This is a genomic window from Flavobacterium oreochromis, assembly GCF_019565455.1.
GTDB classification, from domain to species: Bacteria; Bacteroidota; Bacteroidia; order Flavobacteriales; family Flavobacteriaceae; genus Flavobacterium; species Flavobacterium oreochromis.
In genome coordinates this window covers 2,878,483-2,901,325 of the sequence record NZ_CP067377.1, presented here as the reverse complement: position 1 = coordinate 2,901,325, position 22,843 = coordinate 2,878,483, and the positions used below count along the sequence as shown (strand labels likewise).

15 protein-coding genes and 5 pseudogenes are annotated in these 22,843 nt (G+C 30.7%); 2 read left to right on the top strand and 18 right to left on the bottom strand.

Annotation, left to right across the window (positions count from 1 at the left end):
* Window positions 1-239: 239 nt before the first annotated feature.
* From JJC03_RS13820 to guaA, 6 genes are all read right to left on the bottom strand, one after another.
* Window positions 240-644, bottom strand: a complete 405-nt coding sequence (locus tag JJC03_RS13820) for an OsmC family protein (RefSeq protein ID WP_088398602.1) — start codon at window positions 642-644, stop codon at window positions 240-242.
* A complete protein-coding gene (locus JJC03_RS13815; protein ID WP_235873498.1) occupies window positions 644-2,560 on the bottom strand; it encodes a PBP1 and LysM peptidoglycan-binding domain-containing protein in 1,917 nt (638 codons plus the stop codon). Before JJC03_RS13815 ends, JJC03_RS13820 begins: the two co-directional genes overlap by 1 nt.
* A 182-nt stretch (window positions 2,561-2,742) precedes the next feature.
* On the bottom strand, window positions 2,743-3,051 hold the full coding sequence (locus tag JJC03_RS18185; RefSeq protein WP_258931930.1) for a hypothetical protein: 309 nt from the start codon (window positions 3,049-3,051) through the stop codon (window positions 2,743-2,745).
* Between the two features lie 149 nt (window positions 3,052-3,200).
* The gene (locus JJC03_RS18180; protein ID WP_258931929.1) at window positions 3,201-3,914 is read right to left on the bottom strand and encodes a hypothetical protein; all 714 of its coding nucleotides are present in this window, start codon (window positions 3,912-3,914) and stop codon (window positions 3,201-3,203) included.
* A gap of 278 nt (window positions 3,915-4,192) precedes the next feature.
* On the bottom strand, window positions 4,193-4,621 hold the full coding sequence (locus tag JJC03_RS18170) for a LysM peptidoglycan-binding domain-containing protein (protein ID WP_258931927.1): 429 nt from the start codon (window positions 4,619-4,621) through the stop codon (window positions 4,193-4,195).
* A gap of 87 nt (window positions 4,622-4,708) precedes the next feature.
* Window positions 4,709-6,238 carry a glutamine-hydrolyzing GMP synthase gene (guaA, locus tag JJC03_RS13805; protein ID WP_088398599.1) on the bottom strand — a complete coding sequence of 510 codons (1,530 nt, stop codon included), beginning with the start codon at window positions 6,236-6,238 and terminating at the stop codon, window positions 4,709-4,711.
* A 385-nt stretch (window positions 6,239-6,623) separates the two neighbouring features.
* Here guaA and JJC03_RS19495 point away from each other — a divergent pair.
* A pseudogene (locus JJC03_RS19495) lies at window positions 6,624-6,737 on the top strand (hypothetical protein); the annotation flags it as partial.
* A 750-nt stretch (window positions 6,738-7,487) separates the two neighbouring features.
* On the opposite strand, the gene JJC03_RS13800 reads toward JJC03_RS19495, so the two are convergent.
* The 4 genes from JJC03_RS13800 to JJC03_RS13785 form a co-directional block, all read right to left on the bottom strand.
* The gene (locus JJC03_RS13800) at window positions 7,488-8,099 is read right to left on the bottom strand and encodes a GNAT family N-acetyltransferase (protein WP_235873497.1); all 612 of its coding nucleotides are present in this window, start codon (window positions 8,097-8,099) and stop codon (window positions 7,488-7,490) included.
* Window positions 8,100-8,337: 238 nt separating this feature from the next.
* Window positions 8,338-8,523: a hypothetical protein gene (locus JJC03_RS13795; RefSeq protein WP_088398598.1), complete on the bottom strand. Its 186-nt coding sequence runs from the start codon at window positions 8,521-8,523 to the stop codon at window positions 8,338-8,340.
* 504 nt (window positions 8,524-9,027) lie between these two features.
* Entirely contained in the window at window positions 9,028-9,339 is a 312-nt protein-coding gene (locus tag JJC03_RS13790) for a hypothetical protein (protein ID WP_235873496.1), read from the bottom strand.
* Between the two features lie 80 nt (window positions 9,340-9,419).
* On the bottom strand, window positions 9,420-10,142 hold the full coding sequence (locus JJC03_RS13785; RefSeq protein WP_088398597.1) for a DUF4197 domain-containing protein: 723 nt from the start codon (window positions 10,140-10,142) through the stop codon (window positions 9,420-9,422).
* Between the two features lie 129 nt (window positions 10,143-10,271).
* Here JJC03_RS13785 and JJC03_RS13780 point away from each other — a divergent pair.
* Window positions 10,272-13,702: pseudogene (locus tag JJC03_RS13780) on the top strand (methylmalonyl-CoA mutase family protein).
* Window positions 13,703-13,886: 184 nt separating this feature from the next.
* Here the strand turns inward: JJC03_RS13780 and JJC03_RS13775 are convergent.
* From JJC03_RS13775 to JJC03_RS13745, 8 genes and pseudogenes are all read right to left on the bottom strand, one after another.
* Window positions 13,887-15,746: a DUF4139 domain-containing protein gene (locus JJC03_RS13775; RefSeq protein WP_235873495.1), complete on the bottom strand. Its 1,860-nt coding sequence runs from the start codon at window positions 15,744-15,746 to the stop codon at window positions 13,887-13,889.
* A gap of 173 nt (window positions 15,747-15,919) precedes the next feature.
* A complete protein-coding gene (locus tag JJC03_RS13770) occupies window positions 15,920-17,122 on the bottom strand; it encodes an IS256 family transposase (RefSeq protein ID WP_088401338.1) in 1,203 nt (400 codons plus the stop codon).
* A gap of 233 nt (window positions 17,123-17,355) precedes the next feature.
* Window positions 17,356-18,504, bottom strand: coding sequence for an IS4 family transposase (locus JJC03_RS13765; protein ID WP_235873494.1), 1,149 nt, complete (start codon window positions 18,502-18,504; stop codon window positions 17,356-17,358).
* Window positions 18,505-19,412: 908 nt separating this feature from the next.
* A pseudogene (locus tag JJC03_RS13760) lies at window positions 19,413-19,891 on the bottom strand (Lrp/AsnC family transcriptional regulator).
* Window positions 19,892-19,953: 62 nt separating this feature from the next.
* Window positions 19,954-20,871, bottom strand: a complete 918-nt coding sequence (locus tag JJC03_RS13755) for a M14 family metallopeptidase (protein ID WP_309597668.1) — start codon at window positions 20,869-20,871, stop codon at window positions 19,954-19,956.
* Window positions 20,840-21,100, bottom strand: coding sequence for a M14 family zinc carboxypeptidase (locus JJC03_RS18920; protein ID WP_309597667.1), 261 nt, complete (start codon window positions 21,098-21,100; stop codon window positions 20,840-20,842). The genes JJC03_RS13755 and JJC03_RS18920 overlap by 32 nt, the downstream gene beginning before the upstream one ends.
* A 191-nt stretch (window positions 21,101-21,291) precedes the next feature.
* A pseudogene (locus tag JJC03_RS13750) lies at window positions 21,292-21,851 on the bottom strand (1-acyl-sn-glycerol-3-phosphate acyltransferase).
* Window positions 21,852-22,067: 216 nt separating this feature from the next.
* A pseudogene (locus tag JJC03_RS13745) lies at window positions 22,068-22,735 on the bottom strand (TrmH family RNA methyltransferase).
* Window positions 22,736-22,843: the final 108 nt, after the last annotated feature.

The window sequence follows — 22,843 nt, the reverse complement described above, 5'->3', positions numbered from 1 at the left end:
AATTACTGGTAAAAGACATTCAGATCCTTCTTTTGAAATACTAAGATTATGGTGTGGATCATGAAGAGAAGGAAAAAATACGTAAATAAAATTAACAACAATATGTTAACTTTTTGAGATTTTAAAATAAATAATTAAGTAGATTAATAATTGTAAAATAGGCAATATTTATACTAAATAAAAAGTACTTCATTTATTTAAATATTTTTATGTACTGAATATTGCCTATTAAAACTCTCTTATTGCCAATTAAAATGTACTTTCTTAATAATATCAGGATGTAAACTATAAAATACTGGACAAGTCATTGCGGTACGTTCTAATATTATTTTATTTTTTTCATCAGGGTTGATAGACATCGAAAAAGTAACTTGAATTTCAGTGATACGACGCGGATCAGTCCCCATGATTTTAGTCACTTCAGCAGTAGAACCTGAAAAATCAATATTCATTTCACTTGCTTTAATTGCCATAATGGTAAACATACAGGATGCTAACGCATTAGCTACTGTATCAGTTGGAGAGAAAGCTTCTCCTCTACCATGATTATCTACTGGTGCATCTGAAATAATTTCTGATCCTGAATTAATATGAATTGAAGACGTACGTAATTCGCCTAAATAAGTTATTTTAGAAGTTGCCATTAATTTGCTTGTTTAATTGTTAAATCTTTATCGTAATATAAAATATAAATTCCTTTGTTATAAAATCCTCCTTCTGGATTAGCTTGATAATCAAATCTACTCTCTGTTTGTTCTGTGCTATTTTCGTTAGCTATCTCAACAAAGCCTTTTTCTTGTGAGAGTCTTAATAATGTATCAAACGTTACATCAAATCCCCTGATTGCAAATGTATTAGGATTGATTTTATTTTTTCTTCTATATTGGTTTTCAAAATTCTGATATTCTTTTGATCCATTTACTCTATATTGAGAAGGATAGTGCATTTTTAACTTGGTTAATCGATTCATTTGAATTTCTTCAAAATCAAGTGCTTCATTTTCTCCTAGTATAACTAACTTTATATCATATTGTTTTTGTAGTGCTAAAAGATTAGTTGTAATAGATAATATCAAATTTGTTTTTTCTGTTTCCATTACAACATAATTTGTTCTTCCTGCAACTAATAATCCTTTTAAATTAGATACTTCTAAAACCCCTGAATCTGAAACATTTACAAATTTAACTTCTTTATAATTTTCTTGTATATATTGTTTTGCAGATTGTTTTTTAGGATCTACTATGGCTAATATGTTTCCATTTTTAGATCGCATAAAATCAAACATAGCTCTTTTTATATCATCAGGTAAAGGAGTAGCTTGGTAAAGGTTAGGGTATTTTTTATCATAATCTTTAGATAATGGTGAGATAACAGGTACCGTTTCTAAAATAGAAGCTAATTTTTCAACATTATTTTGATAAAAAGGTCCAATAACGGCATCGTATGATTTTAATTCATACTCGTTAACTAAAGCAGGTATATTAGAGGAAGAACGTGTTTCATCTGAATCTAAAATAGTTACATCTACTTTTGCTCCTAACTTATTAATAGAATCAATAGCCATTAATGCCCCTGAATAAAAATCGAGGGTCATGTTCAAAAATTTGTCCTTTTTTAATCTTGATTTTGTTGAATTAATTGTATCCTGATCTAGTTTCGCTATATTAAAAGGTAATAAAAGGGCTACTTTTTTAGATGTTGACATTGAAATGTTTGTTGAAAAATCAATGATTTCTTTTTTCATTTCTTTTCTTTTAGTAACAGTAGGAATTTTTAATATCATTCCTTCTTTTAAACCTTCTTTTAATTCTGGATTCAATGCTATTAATTCTTCTTTTGAACATCCAAATTGATTCGTTAAACCGTATAATGTTTCTTGTGGTTTAACTTCGTAACTCATTCCGATAGTTTTAAATGTTTCTGTTTTTTTTATCGGATTAAGCTCGCCTTCTTTTGATTTGCTTATTTCCTTTGTTTTACCTCCTTTAATGATTAAAACCTCTCCAATTATTAATTCTTTCCCTATAATATCAGGATTTTTATTTTCTAATTCATCTACAGTAATACCATACTGTTTAGCTATACCAAACTTAGTTTCTTTTGCTAAAACAGTATGTTCTAAGAGTAATTTTTGAGATGAATTTGTTTTTTTTGATACTATTTTAGGTTCTGATTTTACAGGTATTTTTATAATCTCATCCATCTTTAAACCATTTATAACAGAAGGATTATATTTTTCTATTTCGCTAAGAGTAACTTGGTATTTTTTTGCAATACTAAATAACGTTTCTCCTTCAGCTACTGTATGATTAATAATTTTAGGTTCTTCTTTTTTATATGCTTCTTTTTTATTTTTTGCAGCTATTACTAAGATTGTATTTTCTGCTATTTTTGTACGAGCATCAGGATTAAGACTATAAATTTCTGCAGGAGTTACACCATATTTTTGTGCAATCTGAGAAATATTTTCTCCTTTTATTACTTTGTGTTTAATCATAGCTACCTGAGCTGATACAAACTGCATACTTAAAATCAATAAACTCCCAAAAATTTTTTTCATGTGTGTAAATTATATTTATTACAAGTCTCTTTTATTTTTTACAATCAGTTTTCATTACAGACCTTAAACTGTAAACTTTATTTTATCAAAAAAACTTTCTATTATTAACCTAAATAATTGATAACAAAATCTTTTTACTCATTTTCAGATAAAAGTTTTTTAAACTACTTGCAAGGCCAAATTTAGAGTTCTTTTTTGATTTGAACAATGAACAATTTTTTAAATAAATCAGATCTTGGTTTTACCTTATATTCAAACAAAGCTTCCTCTAATGTTTGAAATTTATTAGTATATACATAATATCCAAAATTATTTATATTATAAAAAAATTTAGTTTGTCTTTCTCCTGAATAACTTAAACGAAGTGCAAATTCATCACGTTCTATTGATTCTGTAAAAGTATTTGCTACTAAATAATAACCTGTTTCTAATTCTGGAAGATTATTAATAACTTCTATTTTAGTAGACTCTTCATTTGTATTATCATTCAAAATTTTTCTTTTTTCTTCTAGTGTTACAATTTCTGAATTTTGTTCTTTTGGAATTTCTTTTTGAGCGCGCTCTAATTTTACTAATGCTAGTTTATCATCAAACTCTCTTGCCTCAGCACTATAAAAGGTTGCTTTAGCTATTTTTCGTTTTAAAACGATTTTTTTTCAGATTCTAAATCATTAATTTTTGATAATAAATTTTCTTTTCTTTCTTCTTTGATTGTCAAATCATGATCTAGCCTTTTCATCTGATTAAGTGTTATTTGATCTCTATCTGAAAGCTGTTCACGTACTTTTTTCTTATACTCTTGATTTTCTTGTTGATTTATTTTTTGAACTTTGTGCATAACTCCAACAATTATTCTACGATTTTCTACCAAATCTTGTTTTAATTGTTGTACTAAATTTGCTACCTCTTTTCTTCTTTGTTCTGATTCTTTTTGTAATCGTTTTGATTCTTCTAAAGATTCAATATCTTTTATTTTCAACTGTTTTAAATCATTTTCCATTGTAATAACCACAGAATCTAATTTTGCCATCAAAACTTCTTGTATTTTTTTATTAGCATCTAGTATTAACCGCAATCGTTCTACTGAACCATTTTTAGTCTCATCTATTGTATTTAAATTAATATTTAATTTATTTAACGTTATCATTTTTTTATTAAGCTCTTTTTGAACTTTTAAACGATCTTCTAAATCTTCAATTTTTACAGATTGAGCTTTTGATTTTTCAATAACTGCTTGTTTTTCTGCCAATGCAATCATGAGCTCTTCATTTTCATTTTTTGCTTTAACAATAGTCTTATTAATGGCTAATTTGTTTCCTATAGCTAACCCATTAATAATTTCTGGGTTTTGCATTTCTAATTGGTCAATCGTTATGCCATATTTTTTTGCAATTGAATATTTTGTTTCTTTCGGTTGTACTATATGAAAAATAGATTCTTCATTAATAATCCTTGCTCTGCCATCTATCGTCTTTTTCTTATTTGGAATTTCTATTTTTTGTCCTATTTGAAGCCCTTCTTTTAATAAAATTTCATTTTTTTCATCTAAATCTTTTACTGATACATTATATAAACGGGCAATACTAAATAATGTTTCTTGTGATTGTACTTCATGAAATTTGCCATCAAAAACTATTTTTTTTGATAAGGAATACCTTGTTGAGGAATATTTAAAATAACTCCTTCTTTAACAGTATTTTGCATAAGCAATGGGTTTGCTTCTTTTAATTCTTCTACTGAAAGTTGATACTGTTTTGCTATACTATAAAGTGTTTCTTTATTTAAAACTTGATGTTTTTCATAACGTACTGCATTTACATCATTTTTTTTTAGCATATAAGAAATAGACTGTACATTAGGAATCATTAGAATCGTATTTTCTTGAATTCCTTTTTCAGCTCCTGCATTTAATTTCAAAATATCTGAAACGGATACCTTATATTTCTGAGCTATTGCTTGTAGAGTTTCATTTTTTTGTATTAAATGTCTAAATATTTTTTCTTGTTGGGCATAATAAGATTGGGATAAAAAGAATAAACTAATAAGTAGGTGTTTGATCATAAGATTAGTAAGTTATTTTTTTGAGAACACCAATTTAAATAAAAATGCCGTGTATTTCTATTTTACACGGCATTTTTATTTAAGGTATTATTCCCACTCTATAGTTGCAGGTGGTTTTGAACTAATATCATAAACTACTCTATTAACACCTTTTACTTTATTAATAATTTCATTGGATATCTTCATCAAAAACTCATACGGTAAGTGAACCCAATCAGCAGTCATTCCATCAGTAGATTCTACTGCTCTAAGTGCTACTACCTTTTCATAAGTACGTTCATCTCCCATTACTCCTACACTATTTACTGGTAATAAGATTGCTCCTGCTTGCCATACTTTATCATATAAACCATGATCTTTAAGACCTTGTATAAAGATAGCATCTACATCTTGTAAAATTCTTACTTTTTCAGGTGTAATATCTCCTAAAATACGAATTGACAATCCTGGTCCTGGGAATGGATGGCGACCTAAAAGTTCTTCATCTATACCTAAACTTCTACCTACACGACGAACCTCATCTTTAAATAGCATACGTAAAGGTTCTACTACTTGAAGTTTCATAAAATCAGGCAATCCTCCTACATTATGATGTGACTTAATGGTTGCTGAAGGTCCTTTAACTGATACAGATTCAATAACATCTGGATAAATTGTACCTTGTGCTAACCATTTTACCTCTTCAATTTGGTTTGCTTCATCATCAAATACTTCTATAAATACACGACCTATAATTTTACGTTTAGTTTCTGGATCTTCAACTCCTGCTAACTCAGACAAGAAACGTTCTGAAGCATCTACTCCCTTTACATTTAGTCCCATTCCTTTGTATTGATTTAATACATTCTCAAACTCATTTTTACGTAATAAACCATTGTTAACGAAAATGCAGTATAAATTTTCTCCTATAGCTTTATTTAGCAAAACTGCTGCCACTGTAGAATCTACACCACCAGATAATCCTAATACTACTTTATCATTATTTATTTTAGCTTTCATTTCAGCTACTATATCTTCAACAAATGAGCTAGCTGTAAAATTTTGAGGCACCTGAGCTATCTTTACCAAGAAATTTTCGAGCATTTGTTTACCATCTTCACTATGATAAACTTCTGGATGAAATTGAATAGCATAAGTTGTTTCTCCTTCTATACGATAAGCGGCATTTTCAACATCTTTAGTAGAAGCCAAGCGAACCCCTTTTGTAGGTAGTTGTTTAATAGTATCACTATGACTCATCCATACTTGACTATTAATATTTACCTCTTCAAAAAAAACTTCATCATCTTTTATAAAAGATAAATTAGCTCTACCATATTCTCTAATGTTAGAAGGAGCCACTTCTCCTCCATTAAAATGAGCTAAATACTGTGCTCCATAACAAACTGCTAACAAAGGCATCTTACCTCTTATTTGAGACAAATCAGGATGAGGAGCATCTTCCGCTCTAACGGAAAAAGGACTACCTGATAAGATTACAGCCTTATAGCTGCTTAAGTCTGATGGAACATGGTTAAAAGGAAAAATTTCGCAGAAAATATTTAACTCGCGAACGCGGCGTGCAATAAGCTGTGTGTATTGCGACCCGAAATCTAAAATAAGTACATTGTGTTGCATGTACAAAATTAAACAAATTCTGAATAAATGAAAATTTTAATTATATGAAGATTTCCACAACGAAGTAAAAGTATGTTAAGCCTATTTTTAATCCTTAAAAAATGATTGTTATTTTTTCTCATCTATAAAAAAACCTCACATCTCTTTTCAAATATAACTAAAATAGCTTATCAGAACATACGGAAAACTGTATTTTTAATAATATAAACATCCAAGGAATATCTCGTAATCAGTTACATCTATCCTGTTTAGAAGATAAAATTTCGCCTGACAATACAGTACGTTTTATAAAGGCTTTTGTTGAGTATATAGACCTTATAAAAACAGGTTTTACCTCCATTATTTTAAAAAGAGAAGATCATCCAGCTTCAACACTCAAGTATTTCTTAAAATCTATTTATACCGTTATTTAAACAACATACGTAGCGCTAGAAAACGAAAAAGAGAGTATATTCCCAATATCAAAATGCAGTGGGTTTTCTCTACAAGAAGCGGTTGATAACAAACATAATTTAGTAGTAGCTACTCATACTATTAACAGAAACGACAAAAATACACTTTCAACCATAGCTTCAGAAGTCAAAGAAAATTTAAAAATAGAAGCATTTACCGTTTTAGTCTACAAAGCCTATCACACAGAAAGAGAAATAACAACATGAGCAAATAACAATATCAAACGCACGATAAATATTCTTGGAGCACTCAATTTAATAACTAAATTCAAGACATAGAACTCATCTCACAATAGAAAGACTTGTTTTTGATCAAAACGACTTATTTAAACTCGTTTTTAACGTTTGTGTTTTTTTGGACAACTCAAATAAGTTTAAAGTAATCAAGGCTTAGAGCTCAAATAAATTAGTTTTAGGAACTCAATTGATTTTAAAAGGGAAGTTTTTCACAGCCTGACGGTTTGGGACTTGGCGATGTAGTAGAAATCGAAGCACAAATAATCAGTTTTGCACAAAAGTTCAAACGAAGAATTATTGTTCAATTTAACACTGAACCCGCCATTTTTATAAGAGGCTATCCAAAAAGTCCGCAATCTTGTCATTTGACTTCGTCCAGTCGCTTTGCTCTAGTTGACCAAAGAGAGACCCGAGAGCTCCGATCAAACAGGCGAAGCAAATCACATAGTACTGATTATGAGACTCCTCCTTCCATCAGAGTAACAAACTGTGTGTTGATTTTTTACTTTTAGGACAGCCTCTTCATTCTTGGTTATTCAAGTCCAACGAAACCTTAGCTGTTAGCTGCTAGCATATTTTTCAAGTTGTTCTTTTAAATTGTTTTTTATATTATCTTCCCATTCAATTTTCAAAATACTCAATTTTATTGCGTCAATAATTTTTCCGTCGGCATCTTTACTAAATTGTCTTAATATTCCTTCAACTTTACATCCAATACTTTTCATTGCGTTTATACTTCTTTCGTTTTTACTATTTGCTCCGAAACCTACTCTTATCATTTTTAGTTTATCAAAGGCAAACTCTAAAAGAAGATATTTACAATTTTTGTTTAATCCAGTTCCTTGAAATTTTTTTCCATACCAAGTAAACCCAATATCAAGACGTTTAAATTCGTTAGAAATTTCGTAAAGTCTTGTCATTCCTGCATATTGGTTAGTTCTTTTGTCAAAAACAATAAAGGTGTATTGATTTTTGTCTTTGAATAGCTTCATTGCTGTTTCAAAGTAGCTGTCAAAATTATCTTTACCATTTCCCCCATTAATATTAAACTTCCAAATTTCAGGTTCATTAATTGCAAAGTTTATTAGTTTTTCTTTGTCCGAAATTTCCAAAGGCCTTAATAAAACACAGTCGTTTTCTAAAATATATTTTTCTGTAAAATCAAAATTCATAATTGTCAATGTTATGCGTTTTTTATGAATGCTTACAGCCAACATGAATCTGTAAAAAAACTCACAGCACCAGTCAAATATAGTTAAAAAATAAACCTCTCTAAAATATCTTTTAAAGAGGTCTTTTTTTGTTTTTTGAGAATTATTTTCTAAAAAATCAGGAGTTATGCAACAGTTACCAATGTTAACCGTTCAGCTTTATTTTTCAACTGCTATATGTATCAATAATCTTAATTTTTTATTTAGCTGATTTAAGATTTCCGAATGTTACAGACAATAGTAAAAAACCAATACCTATACCAATTAGTGCACCCTTTGTAAAATCAGTTAGTTCTATAAAACGGTTTAAGATTTGTGATGTTGCAATTACAAAAATTCCAGTTATCATTAAGATAAGAACATTTTTCTTTAAATTTCTTTCCATTTTTTTAAATTTTTATAATTATTAATTCAAGTTGTTCCTTATGTAGTTATAAAAAAGCAAAGGTTAAGTAAATTCGTTTTACGAACCAATAACTTAAACCAATGCTTTACAAAGACAAAATTATATCATTTTTTTATTTAATCGATGATATTTTTAAAGGATTTAAACATTCAGAAGACATTCCATTGAAAGGAGTGCTTTAGCTCAAATTATTTCATTAAAACAAGGGAAAAACCTCCTCTTTTTAAGAACCTTACTTATGACTTCAAAAACTCAATTCTAAACAACATAAATTTTCAAATTTCATCTAAAAAAACAAACCTCTCCAAAATTGCTTTTAAAGAGGTCATTTTTTATGTTTTTTGAGAATTATTTTTTAAAAATTAGGAGTTGCGCAACAGCTACCATTGTTATAAACAGGTTATAGTATATTCGCAACTATAATTAGAATCAAAACAACAATTGTTAATACACAAAGTATAATTTTCTGTTGTTTAGCTTTCTTTATATAACCTTCTTTTTAAAATCCCAAGTAAATAACACTTCCATTAAAACTTCATCAAGGGAAAATATAAAATCTAATAAGTCCCATTTTTCTTTTGCTTTACGTAAATTTTCAATTTTATTTTCTTTATTGGCTATATATTTTTTTTGTTTATTTTTTTGCTGAATAGTTTCCTTACTCACATTACGATTTACTAACTCATTCTGAGCCAACATAACTGCTCGCTTATTCCATTTTTTTGGTTCACAGACTATATCAAGTAACTGCTTTATACTTCTTTCCTTTATTGGCGGTTTAAATTCGTCTGTCATTCAACTTTCAATTTAGGAAAATTCTTTTATTAACTTACTGCTAACTTTAATATAGAGGACCCTTGAAAATTTAAAATCTACTATTTTCTATCCTGCAAAGCAAAAACATTTTTTAACAAATCACTAGTTCTTGAATTTAAATTAGTTCGAATATCTTTTTCTTCAACAGCTATCATTTTAAAAACCCCATCAAGTGCCTTATTCGTTACATAATCTGTTATATCAGGATTAACTTTAGACACAAAAGGAATAGCATTATAACGATCTATGATTGTTTTCCACAAAGCATCTGCTCCTACTTTACCAATAGATTTTTGAACTACAGGATTAAATTTTAAGTAAAGAGGTTTTCTGGTTCCCGTTTGTAAAAAGTCTGTTGCAGCATCTTCCTGACCTAATAAAATATTTTTTGCATCTGTTATCGTTATATTCTTAATTGCATTTACAAAAATAGGAGTCGATTCTTTTACAGCATCCTCAGCAGCTCTGTTCAATGCTTTTACCCCATCATCCGCTAAATTTCCCATTCCTACTTTTCGTAACATACTATCTACTTTTTGTAGTTCATCAGGTAGTACTATTTTAACTAATTGATTACCATAAAAACCATCAACAGCCGTAAGTTTAGAAACTTGATTTGTAACTCCTTTATTCAATGCCTCCTTTAATCCTCCTGCAATATCTAAAGTATTTTTTTTTGTTGAATTAGTAATTACAGATTCTGTTGTTTTTTTTATAAAATCTTTTAATTGAGCTTGACTCATAGTAGGAATCAAAAATGCTAGGATAACTATTCTTTTCATTTTTATTAAAATTGTATTTATCAAAATTACACAAATTATGTGCCTAATTTTTTTTTATTTGTTTCATTTTTTTTCATCCTTTTTTTTAGCGTAAAATCAGTAAATTGCACCCGATAATTAAAAATCAAAATGGAACAAACACAACCGTATCAACCCAAAAATAAAGTAAGAATTGTAACAGCTGCGTCATTATTTGACGGACATGATGCCGCGATTAATATTATGCGACGAATTATCCAAGCTACCGGAGTAGAGGTAATTCACTTAGGACACGATAGAAGTGTTGAAGAAGTTGTAAATACTGCTATTCAAGAAGATGCCAATGCCATTGCGATGACTTCGTACCAAGGAGGTCACAACGAATATTTTAAATATATGTATGATTTGCTAAAAGAAAAAGGAGCAGGTCATATCAAAATTTTTGGTGGAGGCGGTGGTGTAATTCTTCCTTCTGAAATTGAAGAGTTACACGCTTACGGAATCACTAAAATTTACTCCCCAGACGACGGAAGAGCTTTAGGATTACAAGGTATGATTAATGAATTGGTCAAACTAGCAGAACCAGCCCCCCCGCCCCCGAAGGGGGAGCCAATGAGATAAACGATAAATTGGCTGAAAAAGATGTAAATACCATATCAAGACTTATAACATTAGCAGAAAACGAACCCGATACTTTTCACAAAGTATTTCAGGCACCCCCTTCGGGGGCGGGGGGGCTTTTCCCGTACTTGGTATTACAGGTACTGGAGGTGCCGGTAAATCGTCTTTAGTTGACGAATTAGTGCGTCGTTTTTTAATCGATTTTCCAGAAAAAACTATTGGTTTAATTTCAGTTGACCCTTCAAAACGTAAAACGGGAGGGGGCTTTATTAGGCGACCGTATTCGTATGAATGCGATCAATAATCCTCGTGTATATATGCGTTCGTTAGCAACACGTCAATCGAATTTGGCTTTGTCTAAATATGTAGCCGAAGCGATTCAAGTATTGAAAGCGGCTAAATACGATTTGATTATTCTGGAAACTTCAGGTATTGGTCAATCGGATACTGAAATTCTAGATCACTCTGATGTGTCGTTGTATGTAATGACACCTGAGTTTGGAGCGGCTACCCAATTGGAAAAAATCGATATGTTAGATTTTGCCGATTTAGTAGCATTGAATAAATTCGACAAACGTGGTGCTTTAGATGCGATTCGCGATGTGAAAAAACAATACCAACGCAACCATAATTTATGGGATGTAGAGGCAGATACGATGCCTGTTTTTGGAACGATTGCTTCGCAATTTAACGATCCAGGAATGAATACTTTGTATAAGTCAATTATGGATAAAATTGTCGAAAAAACAGGTGCCAACCTAAAATCGACTTTTGAAATTACGCGAGAAATGAGCGAGAAAATCTTCGTGATTCCGCCGCATAGAACTCGTTACTTATCTGAAATTGCCGAAAATAATCGTAAATATGACGAAACCGCTTTATCACAAGTAGAAGTAGCACAAAAGTTATACGGTATTTTCAAAACTATCGAATCGGTGAATGGGAATCTGCCACAAATCGATAAAGCAGGAATCATCGAGTCTTCGTTGAAAATAAATGAAGGCAACAAAGATTTCTTAGGTTTGTTAATCAAAGAATTCGACCGTGTAAAAATGAATTTAGACCCATACAACTGGGAAATTATTCAAACGTGGGACGAAAAAGTAAATAAATACAGAAACCCAATTTACGCTTTCAAAGTGCGTGATAAGGTTATCGAAATAAAAACACATAGCGAATCACTTTCGCATACCCAAATTCCTAAAGTAGCGCTTCCAAAATACCAAGCGTGGGGCGATATTTTAAAATGGAACTTACAAGAAAACGTACCTGGAGAATTCCCATTTGCGTCAGGATTATATCCATTTAAACGTGAAGGCGAAGATCCTACGCGTATGTTCGCAGGAGAAGGTGGTCCTGAAAGAACCAACCGCCGTTTCCATTATGTATCGCTTGGCATGCCAGCTAAACGTTTATCAACGGCGTTCGACTCGGTAACGTTATACGGAAACGATCCAGATCATCGACCTGATATTTACGGTAAAATTGGTAATGCAGGGGTTTCGATATGTTGTTTAGACGATGCGAAAAAATTATACTCAGGTTTCGATTTAAGTCATCCTGCGACTTCGGTATCGATGACAATTAACGGACCTGCACCTATGTTGTTAGGCTTCTTTATGAATGCAGCGATTGACCAAAACTGCGAAAAATACATCAAAGAAAATGGTCTAGAGGCTGAAGTAGAACAAAAGAAAAAAGAATTATACGATGCCAAAGGTTTAGTAAGACCAAGTTACAACGGCGAACTACCAGAAGGTAACGACGGATTAGGGTTGATGCTTTTAGGACTAACCGGTGACCAAGTATTACCAGCCGATGTCTATCAGGATATTAAAGTAAAAACCTTAGCACAAGTACGTGGTACGGTTCAAGCCGATATTTTAAAAGAAGACCAAGCCCAAAATACCTGTATTTTCTCGACGGAGTTTGCCTTACGTTTAATGGGTGACGTACAAGAATACTTCATCACGCAAAACGTTCGTAATTTTTACTCGGTTTCGATTTCAGGATACCATATTGCAGAGGCAGGAGCGAACCCTATTACGCAGTTGGCGTTTACCTTAGCGAACGGATTTACGTATGTAGAATACTACTTAAGTAGAGGGATGAATATCAACGATTTTGGTCCAAACTTATCGTTCTTCTTCTCTAATGGTATCGATCCAGAATATGCTGTAATAGGACGAGTAGCACGTAAAATTTGGGCAAAAGCACTTAAAAATAAATACGGTGCCAACGAAAGAGCGCAGATGTTGAAATACCATATTCAAACCTCTGGGCGTTCGTTACACGCACAAGAAATCGATTTCAACGATATTCGTACGACCTTACAAGCGTTATATGCGATTTACGACAACTGTAACTCATTACATACCAATGCGTATGACGAAGCGATTACCACGCCAACAGAAGAATCAGTACGTCGTGCAATGGCAATCCAGTTGATTATAAATAAAGAATTAGGATTAGCGAAAAACGAAAACCCAATCCAAGGTTCGTTTATCATTGAAGAATTAACCGATTTAGTAGAAGAAGCGGTATTAGCAGAGTTCGATCGAATCACGGAAAGAGGTGGGGTATTAGGTGCAATGGAAACAATGTACCAACGCTCTAAAATCCAAGAAGAATCGTTGTACTACGAAACCTTAAAGCATACAGGTGAATTCCCAATTATAGGGGTAAATACCTTCTTAAGTTCTAAAGGTTCGCCAACGGTAATTCCAGCCGAAGTAATTCGTGCGACCGAAGAGGAAAAACAATTCCAAATCCAAACACTAGAAAATCTGCATAAAGCCAATGATGCCAAAGTAAAAGAACAACTAGCCATCATTCAAGAAACAGCGATCCAAAACCAAAACATTTTCGAAAAGTTAATGGATGCGGCTAAGGTTTGTTCGTTAGGACAAATTACAAGTGCGTTGTTTGAGGTTGGTGGGCAGTATAGAAGAAATATGTAAGCAGAGAGCCAAAATCTTTTTCAAAGATTTTGTGCGAATCGCTTATGCTGAGCTTGTCGAAGCATCTCAGCGAACCGAAATCTTTTTCAAAGATTTCGTGTGAGTCACTTACACTGAGCTTTTCGAAGTGTTTATTATAAATAAAAGTATTATAAAAAAAAGCCTCACGATGTGAGGCTTTTTTTTATAAATTAATCTTCTTTCCTTTAGGATATTTGATCTGGTAGGATAATCGTTTCTTTATAAGACCTTTTGAAAGGATATTTACTTTCCAGAACAGTATTCCAGTATCTTCCTTGTAATCGGCATTGTCAACATTCGCCTTTTCAACTTTTATTTCCTTGTTCTGACTCACCGGAACGCGGTCATAAATTTTTACATCTGCATCAATAGCTTTGTTGTTGCGTAATGTGATTTCATAATTACGGTCTACAATTCTTGTGGTGCCTAATAAGGATTTGTCTTTTAAATTGTTGATTTGTTTTCGTTCTATTACCAAATTGTTGTCTATTCCCATAGAAATTACCAATTCTTCATCCGTCTGGTAAGGATTGATGTAGGTGGTACCTGCATAACTTCCTTCAGTATAAATGCTGGCATCTCCAGGTAGTAAATCGTATTTGGTCCACTCTTTTATTTTGGCGGTCAGGAATACATTTTCACTTAAAAGGGGAGCTGAATAATATTCGAATTCTGCCGGAATGCTAAAATTATCGATTTCAATAACAGAAGGAGCTTCGTCAGATGGAATAGAATAATTCTTTTTAATTTTAAATAATACTGAATTTATTGCTATTTCTTTCTCATCTCCTGTTGCTGTTAGAATTTCTTCTGGTATTTCCTCTTCTTTGTCTGTTTCTCTTTTTTTGCTTTTTGTCCCATAACCCACAACAACGACTTCCTGTAATTGGGCCGAACTATCTTCTAAAACTACATTCATGGTATTACTGTAAATTGGAAGAGTTACTTCTTCCATTCCTAAAAAAGAATATACCAGTTCTTTCCCGTTCTCAACTTTTAGTTGGTAGGTTCCGTCAAATCCAGTTTGTACACCTCTTGTGGTTCCTTTGATTACAACATTTACACCCGGAAGAGGACCTGATTTATCAGTAACTATTCCAGAAACTGTTTTTACTAGAGGGTTGTAATTAAATTTCTGATTTTTAAATGCAGATGTTTGTCTGTTGTCATAGTAATTGATGAAATTAAGATAATGACTGTCAACTTTAGGTTTTTCGTTATTAACCGTTGGGTTTGCTGTTGAAAGTGTTAGTTTAACGTCATTCCAGTTTTCGCCTGTGGTTTGGTATACTTGTGCTTTGTAGGCAAATTGTAAAGCGTCTTTGGTATTTTTAGCTTTAATTTCATAAGAAGGATTCCATCCAGCATTCGATACGTTGTATTTTATGTTGAGATTAAGTAAGATGTCTTCGTTAGGATTGTTGAATTTTAAAATAATCTCTCCTTTCTGTTCTTTTTCTTCACCACTTATTTTGTTCATTTCTAAATGCATTGCAGATAGTTCATTTTTCAAGTTTTCTATTTTTTTGGTAATGTCGAAAATTTCCATTTTAATAACTGGTACTCTTTCTCTGTAATGGTTGCTGTGAACCAGTATTTTTTCTAAAGTAACCGATTGCTGTGAACTGCTTAATGTCTTGTTTTGAGCTAAAATAGTTTCTTCTTCCTGCAGCCCTTTTATTTTACTGTCAAGAAAAGCAACTTCTCTTAGTTTAGCATCTATTTCGCTCTGGAGTTTGCTCATTTTCTCTGAAGTAACTTTTTTAGGATAAAATAAGGTCTCATAACCAAAAGAAAGAATGGAAACATCTTTTAAGCCACTGATTTGAATAGTGTTTTGATTGATATATGGTGATAAATCAATAATTCGAACTTGTGAATTTCCTTTTGGGATGGTAACAGAAGATTCAGCATAAACTTGTGCTCCTGAAGTGTAAACGGTTACTTCTTTGGTAGTTGCTTTAATTTTTATCTCATTAGCAAATAAGGATAATGAGCAAAACAATAATAAAAAATGTTTCATAGAAAAAAGGAATGAACTTTTGTTTTTTAAAGCGGGAAGATACTATGATTTTCTGAATTCAAATTATTATACTTTGAATATTATTAGAAGAAAAGTACATTTTAAAGTTATAGTGCTAGGTTTTTTGACACTATCCTACAAAGTGTGTAAGTTAAAAAGTTTAGGCTTGGATTTTATAATCTGAGCCTTTTTTCAAATATAAGATTAAATTGGTTTAAAACAATACCCCAATTTTGTATTGGCATCGACCATTTTTTAGTTGCTTCTTTTAAGGCAAGGTAAACCGATTTTATTACCGCCTCATCTGTTGGAAACGACATTTTGTTTTTGGTGTACTTGCGAATTTTCCCATTAAGATTTTCAATTAAATTTGTGGTATAAATAATTTTGCGGATTTCTAACGGGAAGTCAAAAAAGATGGTTAATTCGTCCCAATTTTCCCTCCAAGATTTGATAGCATATCCATATTTAGATTCCCATTTTTGAGCAAAATCTTCTAGAGCTAACTCGGCGGCTTGTTTTGTTGGTGCTGTATAGACTAGTTTCATGTCGGTTGTAAATTGCTTTTTATCTTTCCATACGACATATCTACAAGCATTTCTTATTTGGTGAACCACACAAATCTGTGTTTGTGATTCAGGAAAAACAGAACGTATGGTTTGAGTAAATCCGTTTAAATTATCGGTAGCCGTTATTAAAATATCTTCCACTCCGCGGGCTTTTAAATCGGTTAAAACACTCATCCAGAAGCTTGAACTTTCATTCTTACCTAACCACATACCAAGAACTTCTTTTCGTCCTTCATGATTAAGTCCTACTGCTAAATAGATAGTTTTATTGATTACTTTTGAGTTTTCACGAACTTTGAAAACAATTCCATCCATCCAAACAATTAAGTAAACTTCATCTAATGGTCTGTTTTGCCAGGTTACTATCTCACTTGCTACTGCATTAGTAATTCTTGAAATGGTAGAAGTTGAAATGTCAAAATTATACATTTCTTTGATTTGCTCTTCAATATCACTAACACTCATTCCTTTAGCATAAAATGAAATGATAACATTCTCTAAACCATCAATAATATTATGTCTTTTAGGGACTAAAACAGGTTCAAAACTACCTTCTCTATCTCTTGGGACTTTAATTTGATCTTCTCCAAAGGAAGTCTTAATCTTCTTGGTTCCATGACCATTACGATAATTGCCGTCAGAGGTTTTTTGATGTTTTTCGGTATCTAAGTGAGCATCTAGTTCGGCATTGAGCATGTGTTCTACTGCTCGTTTATGCATTTGCTTAAAAAAGGAAGATAAATCTTCTCCATTTTTAAAGGATTTAAAAAAATCCTTGTTGTTTAATAAGTCTTCTTTGTCTATCATAACTATGTAAATATATAAAACGTTAAAAAGTTATTTCCGAAAAATTTTAGCTCTTTTAAGCGAGCTAATTTTTCAGAATAACTTTTTAACTTACACAGTTTGTGTTATACTGCCGGTTTTTTACTCAGCTTAGCAAAAGTTCCTGACTTTGAGTTACCAAAAGTAAAATAGTTTGTTCAATATAAAGATATTCCTCAGCTAGCGCGAGCTTCCAGCCATAAGTGTTCGAAACCCTATTTTGGTTTGAAAATATCCTCAACTTGATTTGGGTTTCCACCGCATTTTTCCACAATATCTTTGATGATTAATACTTCTAACTCGTTAGCAAATTTTAGTTTTGGTATTTTGTACCCTTTTAGATTGTTTAGTTTTTTATAAACTGTCAAAAGGATCGCCATTATCAAAGTCATATACATAACAACCTTTATTCCGTTTAGATTCCTAGAAATCAAATGACTAAAGTTTAAGTTTTGTTTTATAAATTTAAAAAACACTTCAATCTCCCATCGCTTTTTGTAAATATCGACAATCTCTTTAGAAGTCAGGTCATTACTATTACTTAAAAAATAGAATATTTCATTACTTTCCTTTTCTCTTGCAATGATTAACCTTAAAAATGAAGTTGTTTTTTTATTTCGTTTATCAAACAATATGACCTTCAAATCTCTTTCAATATATAATCTTTCTGTTTCGTTTTGAACTATTTTAAATTCCTCAACTATATCAAATCGAGTATAATTATTAAGACGAGTAACAAAAATAAAATTCTGGTTATTAAAACTTTCAAATGCACTTCTTGCCTGAAGTCCGCGGTCAAAGACCAATATATTTTCTGGACTTAGGGGACATTCATTTATCAAATCTTTTAAAGCAAAATCTTCAGAAACGAAAGCTTGTTCTGTAAATATCTTTGAGTGTATAGGAACATTCGAAAAAGCCATACTAAATTTCACAAATCTTTTATCTCCTTGTTTGTTAATCTGCATTCCTTCTTCAAATAATTTAGAAGAAATACTGACTAAAGTAGAGTCGAAAGCAATGATGTTGTGCTTTTTATTAAGATATTTATTTTGAAATTGTTTCAAGCAACTTTTGAAAATTGCTTCGAAATAACACGGATTTATAGTAACTAATCGGTCTCTTATCGAATTGTATTTTACTCCGTCAAAACTATTGTTTGCAATACTTTTAAATGCTAATGAATGATAAAATTCCTCCATAACCCTCAGGCTATTATTTTTTACATTTAGCATTGAAAAAAGTAAAAGTTGAAACATCGTTTGCCCATTGAGCTTTTTAACTTGGTAATCAACCTTGTACTTTAATGATAATCTTTCTAATTCCTCTTTTGGAATATAATTTAACACTTCCGAAACTTGCATAGTTTCTTGTAAAATTATAAAATTTAAGGTTTCGAACACTTATCGCTAGAAGCTCGCCCTAGCAAGGGAAATCAACGAGTTTTCAATATCTTATTTATCCTTACTTAACTCTAGTTTTTGATTTTCTTTTTGCTATTTTCGAGGGACAAATCTGTGAGTAACCCTTTCAGCAGTCAGAGACTCTGAAAGCGGTTAAAGCAGTTGCAGACTTTGAAAGGTTACCGCAGCTAGACTTGTAAAGCGCTTATAACCTAGAGAATTTTTTTATCAAACTATCGTTATCAACTAGAAAAATGATTATACGCTAAAAGCTATTCCGCCTAATCAAAAAGTATTAGACCTAATTAAGTTAGCACTAAACCTAATTAAATAATTAATAAACCAAATTAAATAAGTAATAAGCCTGATTTAATTAGTATTAAACCAAATCTAATTACTATTAAGCCTAATTAAATTAGTTATTACCAATGCCTTTTTTTACATCATAATTCTCTTTCAAGCGTCTCATTAATAATCGTACCCCTAGGTTGAAGTGTTAAGACAAATTCGCCAAATTGTTTTCTTTTTTCGGGATTGGAACCTTTAAAGGGGGGTATTTCGGGATCGTTTTCTCCCTGAAAAGGTTGAATTCTTGCGCGGTGTGACAGTAACTCTTGTAAGGTGATGTTCGATGGCTTTTAGCTTTCCACTCTGGAAATCAATCGAACAATCGAGTAGTCCAATTTATTTTGCCTTTTTCGACATACTTCGCAATAAGAAATTAGGTTATGAAAATACAATTAAAAACGCATATATTCCAACAAAAAAGAGTATTGAAATTAATATTCCAACACTCTTAAATTTTACATTTCTAATACTATGCCACATAAAATTAGATCTTAAGCAAAAATAGTTAAATCTATCCACTTTTACATTTCTCTAAAGATTGTGTGCATTAATCTTTTTTATCATTAATACTTTCTTCTAGAGAGATCATTGTTTCTGTTCTGTATACTCCATCTATATCATCAATCATATAGATTACTTCTTTAGCATGTTTTGTATCTTTTGCTCTAATTTTACAAAAGATATTAAACTTACCTGTAGTTACGTGTGCAACTGTGACAAAAGGTATTTCATTAATTCTTTCTAAAACAAACTTAGTTTGCGATGTATTATTTAAAAATACTCCAACATAGGCAATAAATGAATAACCTAATTTTTCATAGTCCAACGTTAGTGAGGATCCTTGAATAATACCTGCATCTTCTAATTTTTTAACACGTACATGGACAGTTCCTGCTGAAATTAAAAGTTTTTTTGCAATGTCTGTAAATGGTATTCTCGTATTATCAATTAACATATCAAGAATCTGATGATCAACCTCATCTAATTTAAACTTACTCATATAATTATTTCTTTGTTTGTGTTTTATTTTTTTAGTTTTTGTTTAAAAATATCTCTAAAATATTACTTTTTACGTAGACCATTCACAAAAATATTGTTAATGTTTACAGAAAAGTTAGTATTTTTTTCTAATTTGGGATAGTTCCCAAATTCATCTTGATAAAGTCCGCCTTCTAAGTCATAAACTTGATGCGCGAAACTTCTTTCTAGATCTCCAATTTTTACGATCTCTGCTTCAAAATGGACCTTTTCTTGAAAAAGGACTTCTTTATAGTGGGATGCAAATTTAGTAATAATATCTAAAGAATCCTCTTTTAACCTAACATTTTTATAAATAAAGTCATAAAAATTGATTTTATTTTGCGGAATATTCAAATATTCATTTAAATTCACATCGTCTTCTTTTTGAGAAATGATATGTTGTAATGCTCTGATGTACGAAATAAAAACATACTTTCTAGTTTCTTCTCTTTCATAATCATTTTGAAAATGGCCTGCTTCAAATAAAATAGTAGGAACACCTGACGACTGAAAATAATCTCCTATGCAATTTAAATTAAAAGCATCATCAAATCTACCAATTTGATTAGGTATATATTTTTGTAATTCCTCATTTATTGCCAAAATAACACTTACAGCTCGTAATCTACATTCATTATATTCACAAGCTTCGTTAAAGGAAGGGGCTAAGAAAGAAACCGTTGCTGGCATACCTGAATCTCCAACGCCAAAAATAGTACGTTGATCATGTAAATTAAAGCAAAAATCAGGTTTAAATTCTTCAAATACTTTTCGTAAAATTTGTGATTCTGGTTGAGTTAATTGTACTGAATCCCTGTTTAAATCTACTTGATTAGCATTTACTCTTGTATAAACAGCAGCTCCATCAGGATTAACTATAGGAATAATAAAAAGAGTACATGACGTTGCTATTTTTTTAGCTAATAAATTATCTGTATCTAAAAAATTGAAAAAAATCAAACAAGGCTTTTGTAGTAGTCGATTCATTTCCATGCATTTGTGACCACATAAATATTTTTGTAGGTCCTGTTCCAAACTTAACAGAATAAACAGAACGTCCTTGAACTGATTGACCTAAAACTGCTTTTTGAAAATTTAAACTTAATTTTTCTAATATTTTTTCTAAATGTACGTTTGTTAGATAACGTCCAGAAATACTTTTTTCTTTATAATCTAAATAGTCTTTCATTTGTTTGATCAAATTAATTAAAAATTGATTAAAATAATTACGTAGTTTCCCCTTGAAAAAAGCTTATTTTTTTAAAACATTAATATCTTAAAAAAAACTTTTCCCTTTATTAATAAAAAGGCAATGTAAAAATCAAATTAACAAAGTTGGGTAGCTGTAATTTCTTTCGTATATAATTTTGAAATGAAATACTACTTGGTAAAACTATATTCGGGTACTTTACCTATTACCCCATTAAAATAGCTTTCTAAAATAGCGAAATCTTTTTGTTGATCTCCTGAAGGAACTATTTTAGGAAAAGCAATAACTTGTTTATTTTTCCAATCAAAACCAATTGGAACAATTGGAACATTTGCTTTTAAAGCTATATAATAAAATCCTGTTCTCCATTCTGATACTTTCTTTCTTGTACCTTCGGGTGAAATAGATAATCTAAACTCTTCTTTTTGAGAAAAAATTTTAGCTATTGCATCCACTTTATTTTCATTTTTAAAACGATTTAAAGGCTCTCCTCCTACCCATTTAAAATAATAACCAAAAGGAAAAGAAAAAAGTTCTTTTTAGCAACAAAGTTAATATTAATACCTAATGAACCTCTAGTTAATAAACCTATATAAAAATCATGCCAACTAGTATGAGGTACTACAGGCATCACACTTTTTTTTATATCAATCATACAGGACTGGTAGTCTCCTACTATTTTCCATCCCATTAATTTAAAAAATATAAAACTATATAATCTTTTTTTCATTTGTTTGAGGCTTCATATCTATTTCATACAAAAGTAATTCAATTTTTTTATCCTGTACTAAAAAGTCATTTTAAAAACATAAAAAACGACTTTTCAAGTACTTTTATCTTAATCTTTTACTAGGAATAATTAATATTATTATATGTATAACAGACTTTGTTTAAAAAAATATTTTAACTTTTTGTTTTTTATTTAACTTCTAAAAAGGTTTTTAATTTAGACTTGCTCTAAATATTTTTGAGTTATAAAATCAATATCTTTAATTGATTTACGAGCCCAATCTATCCTTTTTTCTAAAAACTCAGCATCTGATAAATGCCATTGTAGATTAGAATGACGTAATCGATTTGTTAAACTTTGTATAATAATAGCAGCTGATACAGATATATTTAAACTTTCTGTAAATCCAACCATTGGAATTTTCAAAAATCCATCTGCCTTTTTATAACTTCTTCTGAAATTCCTACTCTTTCTGTACCAAAATAAATTGCTGATGGTTTAGATATATCAAAATCTTCTAAGACATTATCTTTTTCATGTGGGGTAGTTGCTATAATTTGATATCCTCTTGCTCTCAAATCATTCATACAATCTTGATTATTAGAAAAACGCTTGATATCTACCCATTTTTCTGCTCCAAGGGCAATTTCTTTATCAATTCTTTTTCCAAAACGTTGTTCTACAACATTTAATTCTTGAATACCAAAAACTTCACAACTTCTCATAACAGCACTGGTATTATGTAATTGATAAACGTCTTCACAAACTACAGTAAAATGTTTAGTTCTATTTGCTAAAATCTTCTTAAAGCCTTCCTTTCTATTTTCTGTTATAAATGTTTCTAAATATTCTAAATATTTTTCATCCTGAAATAAAGATTGCATTGTAAATGTTTTTAATTATCTTGGCAAAAATAATTAAAAGTTATGGTTGTTTTATGAATTACCTTTAATCATAACTATGCCTATTTTAATAATCCTAAAATTACCCAT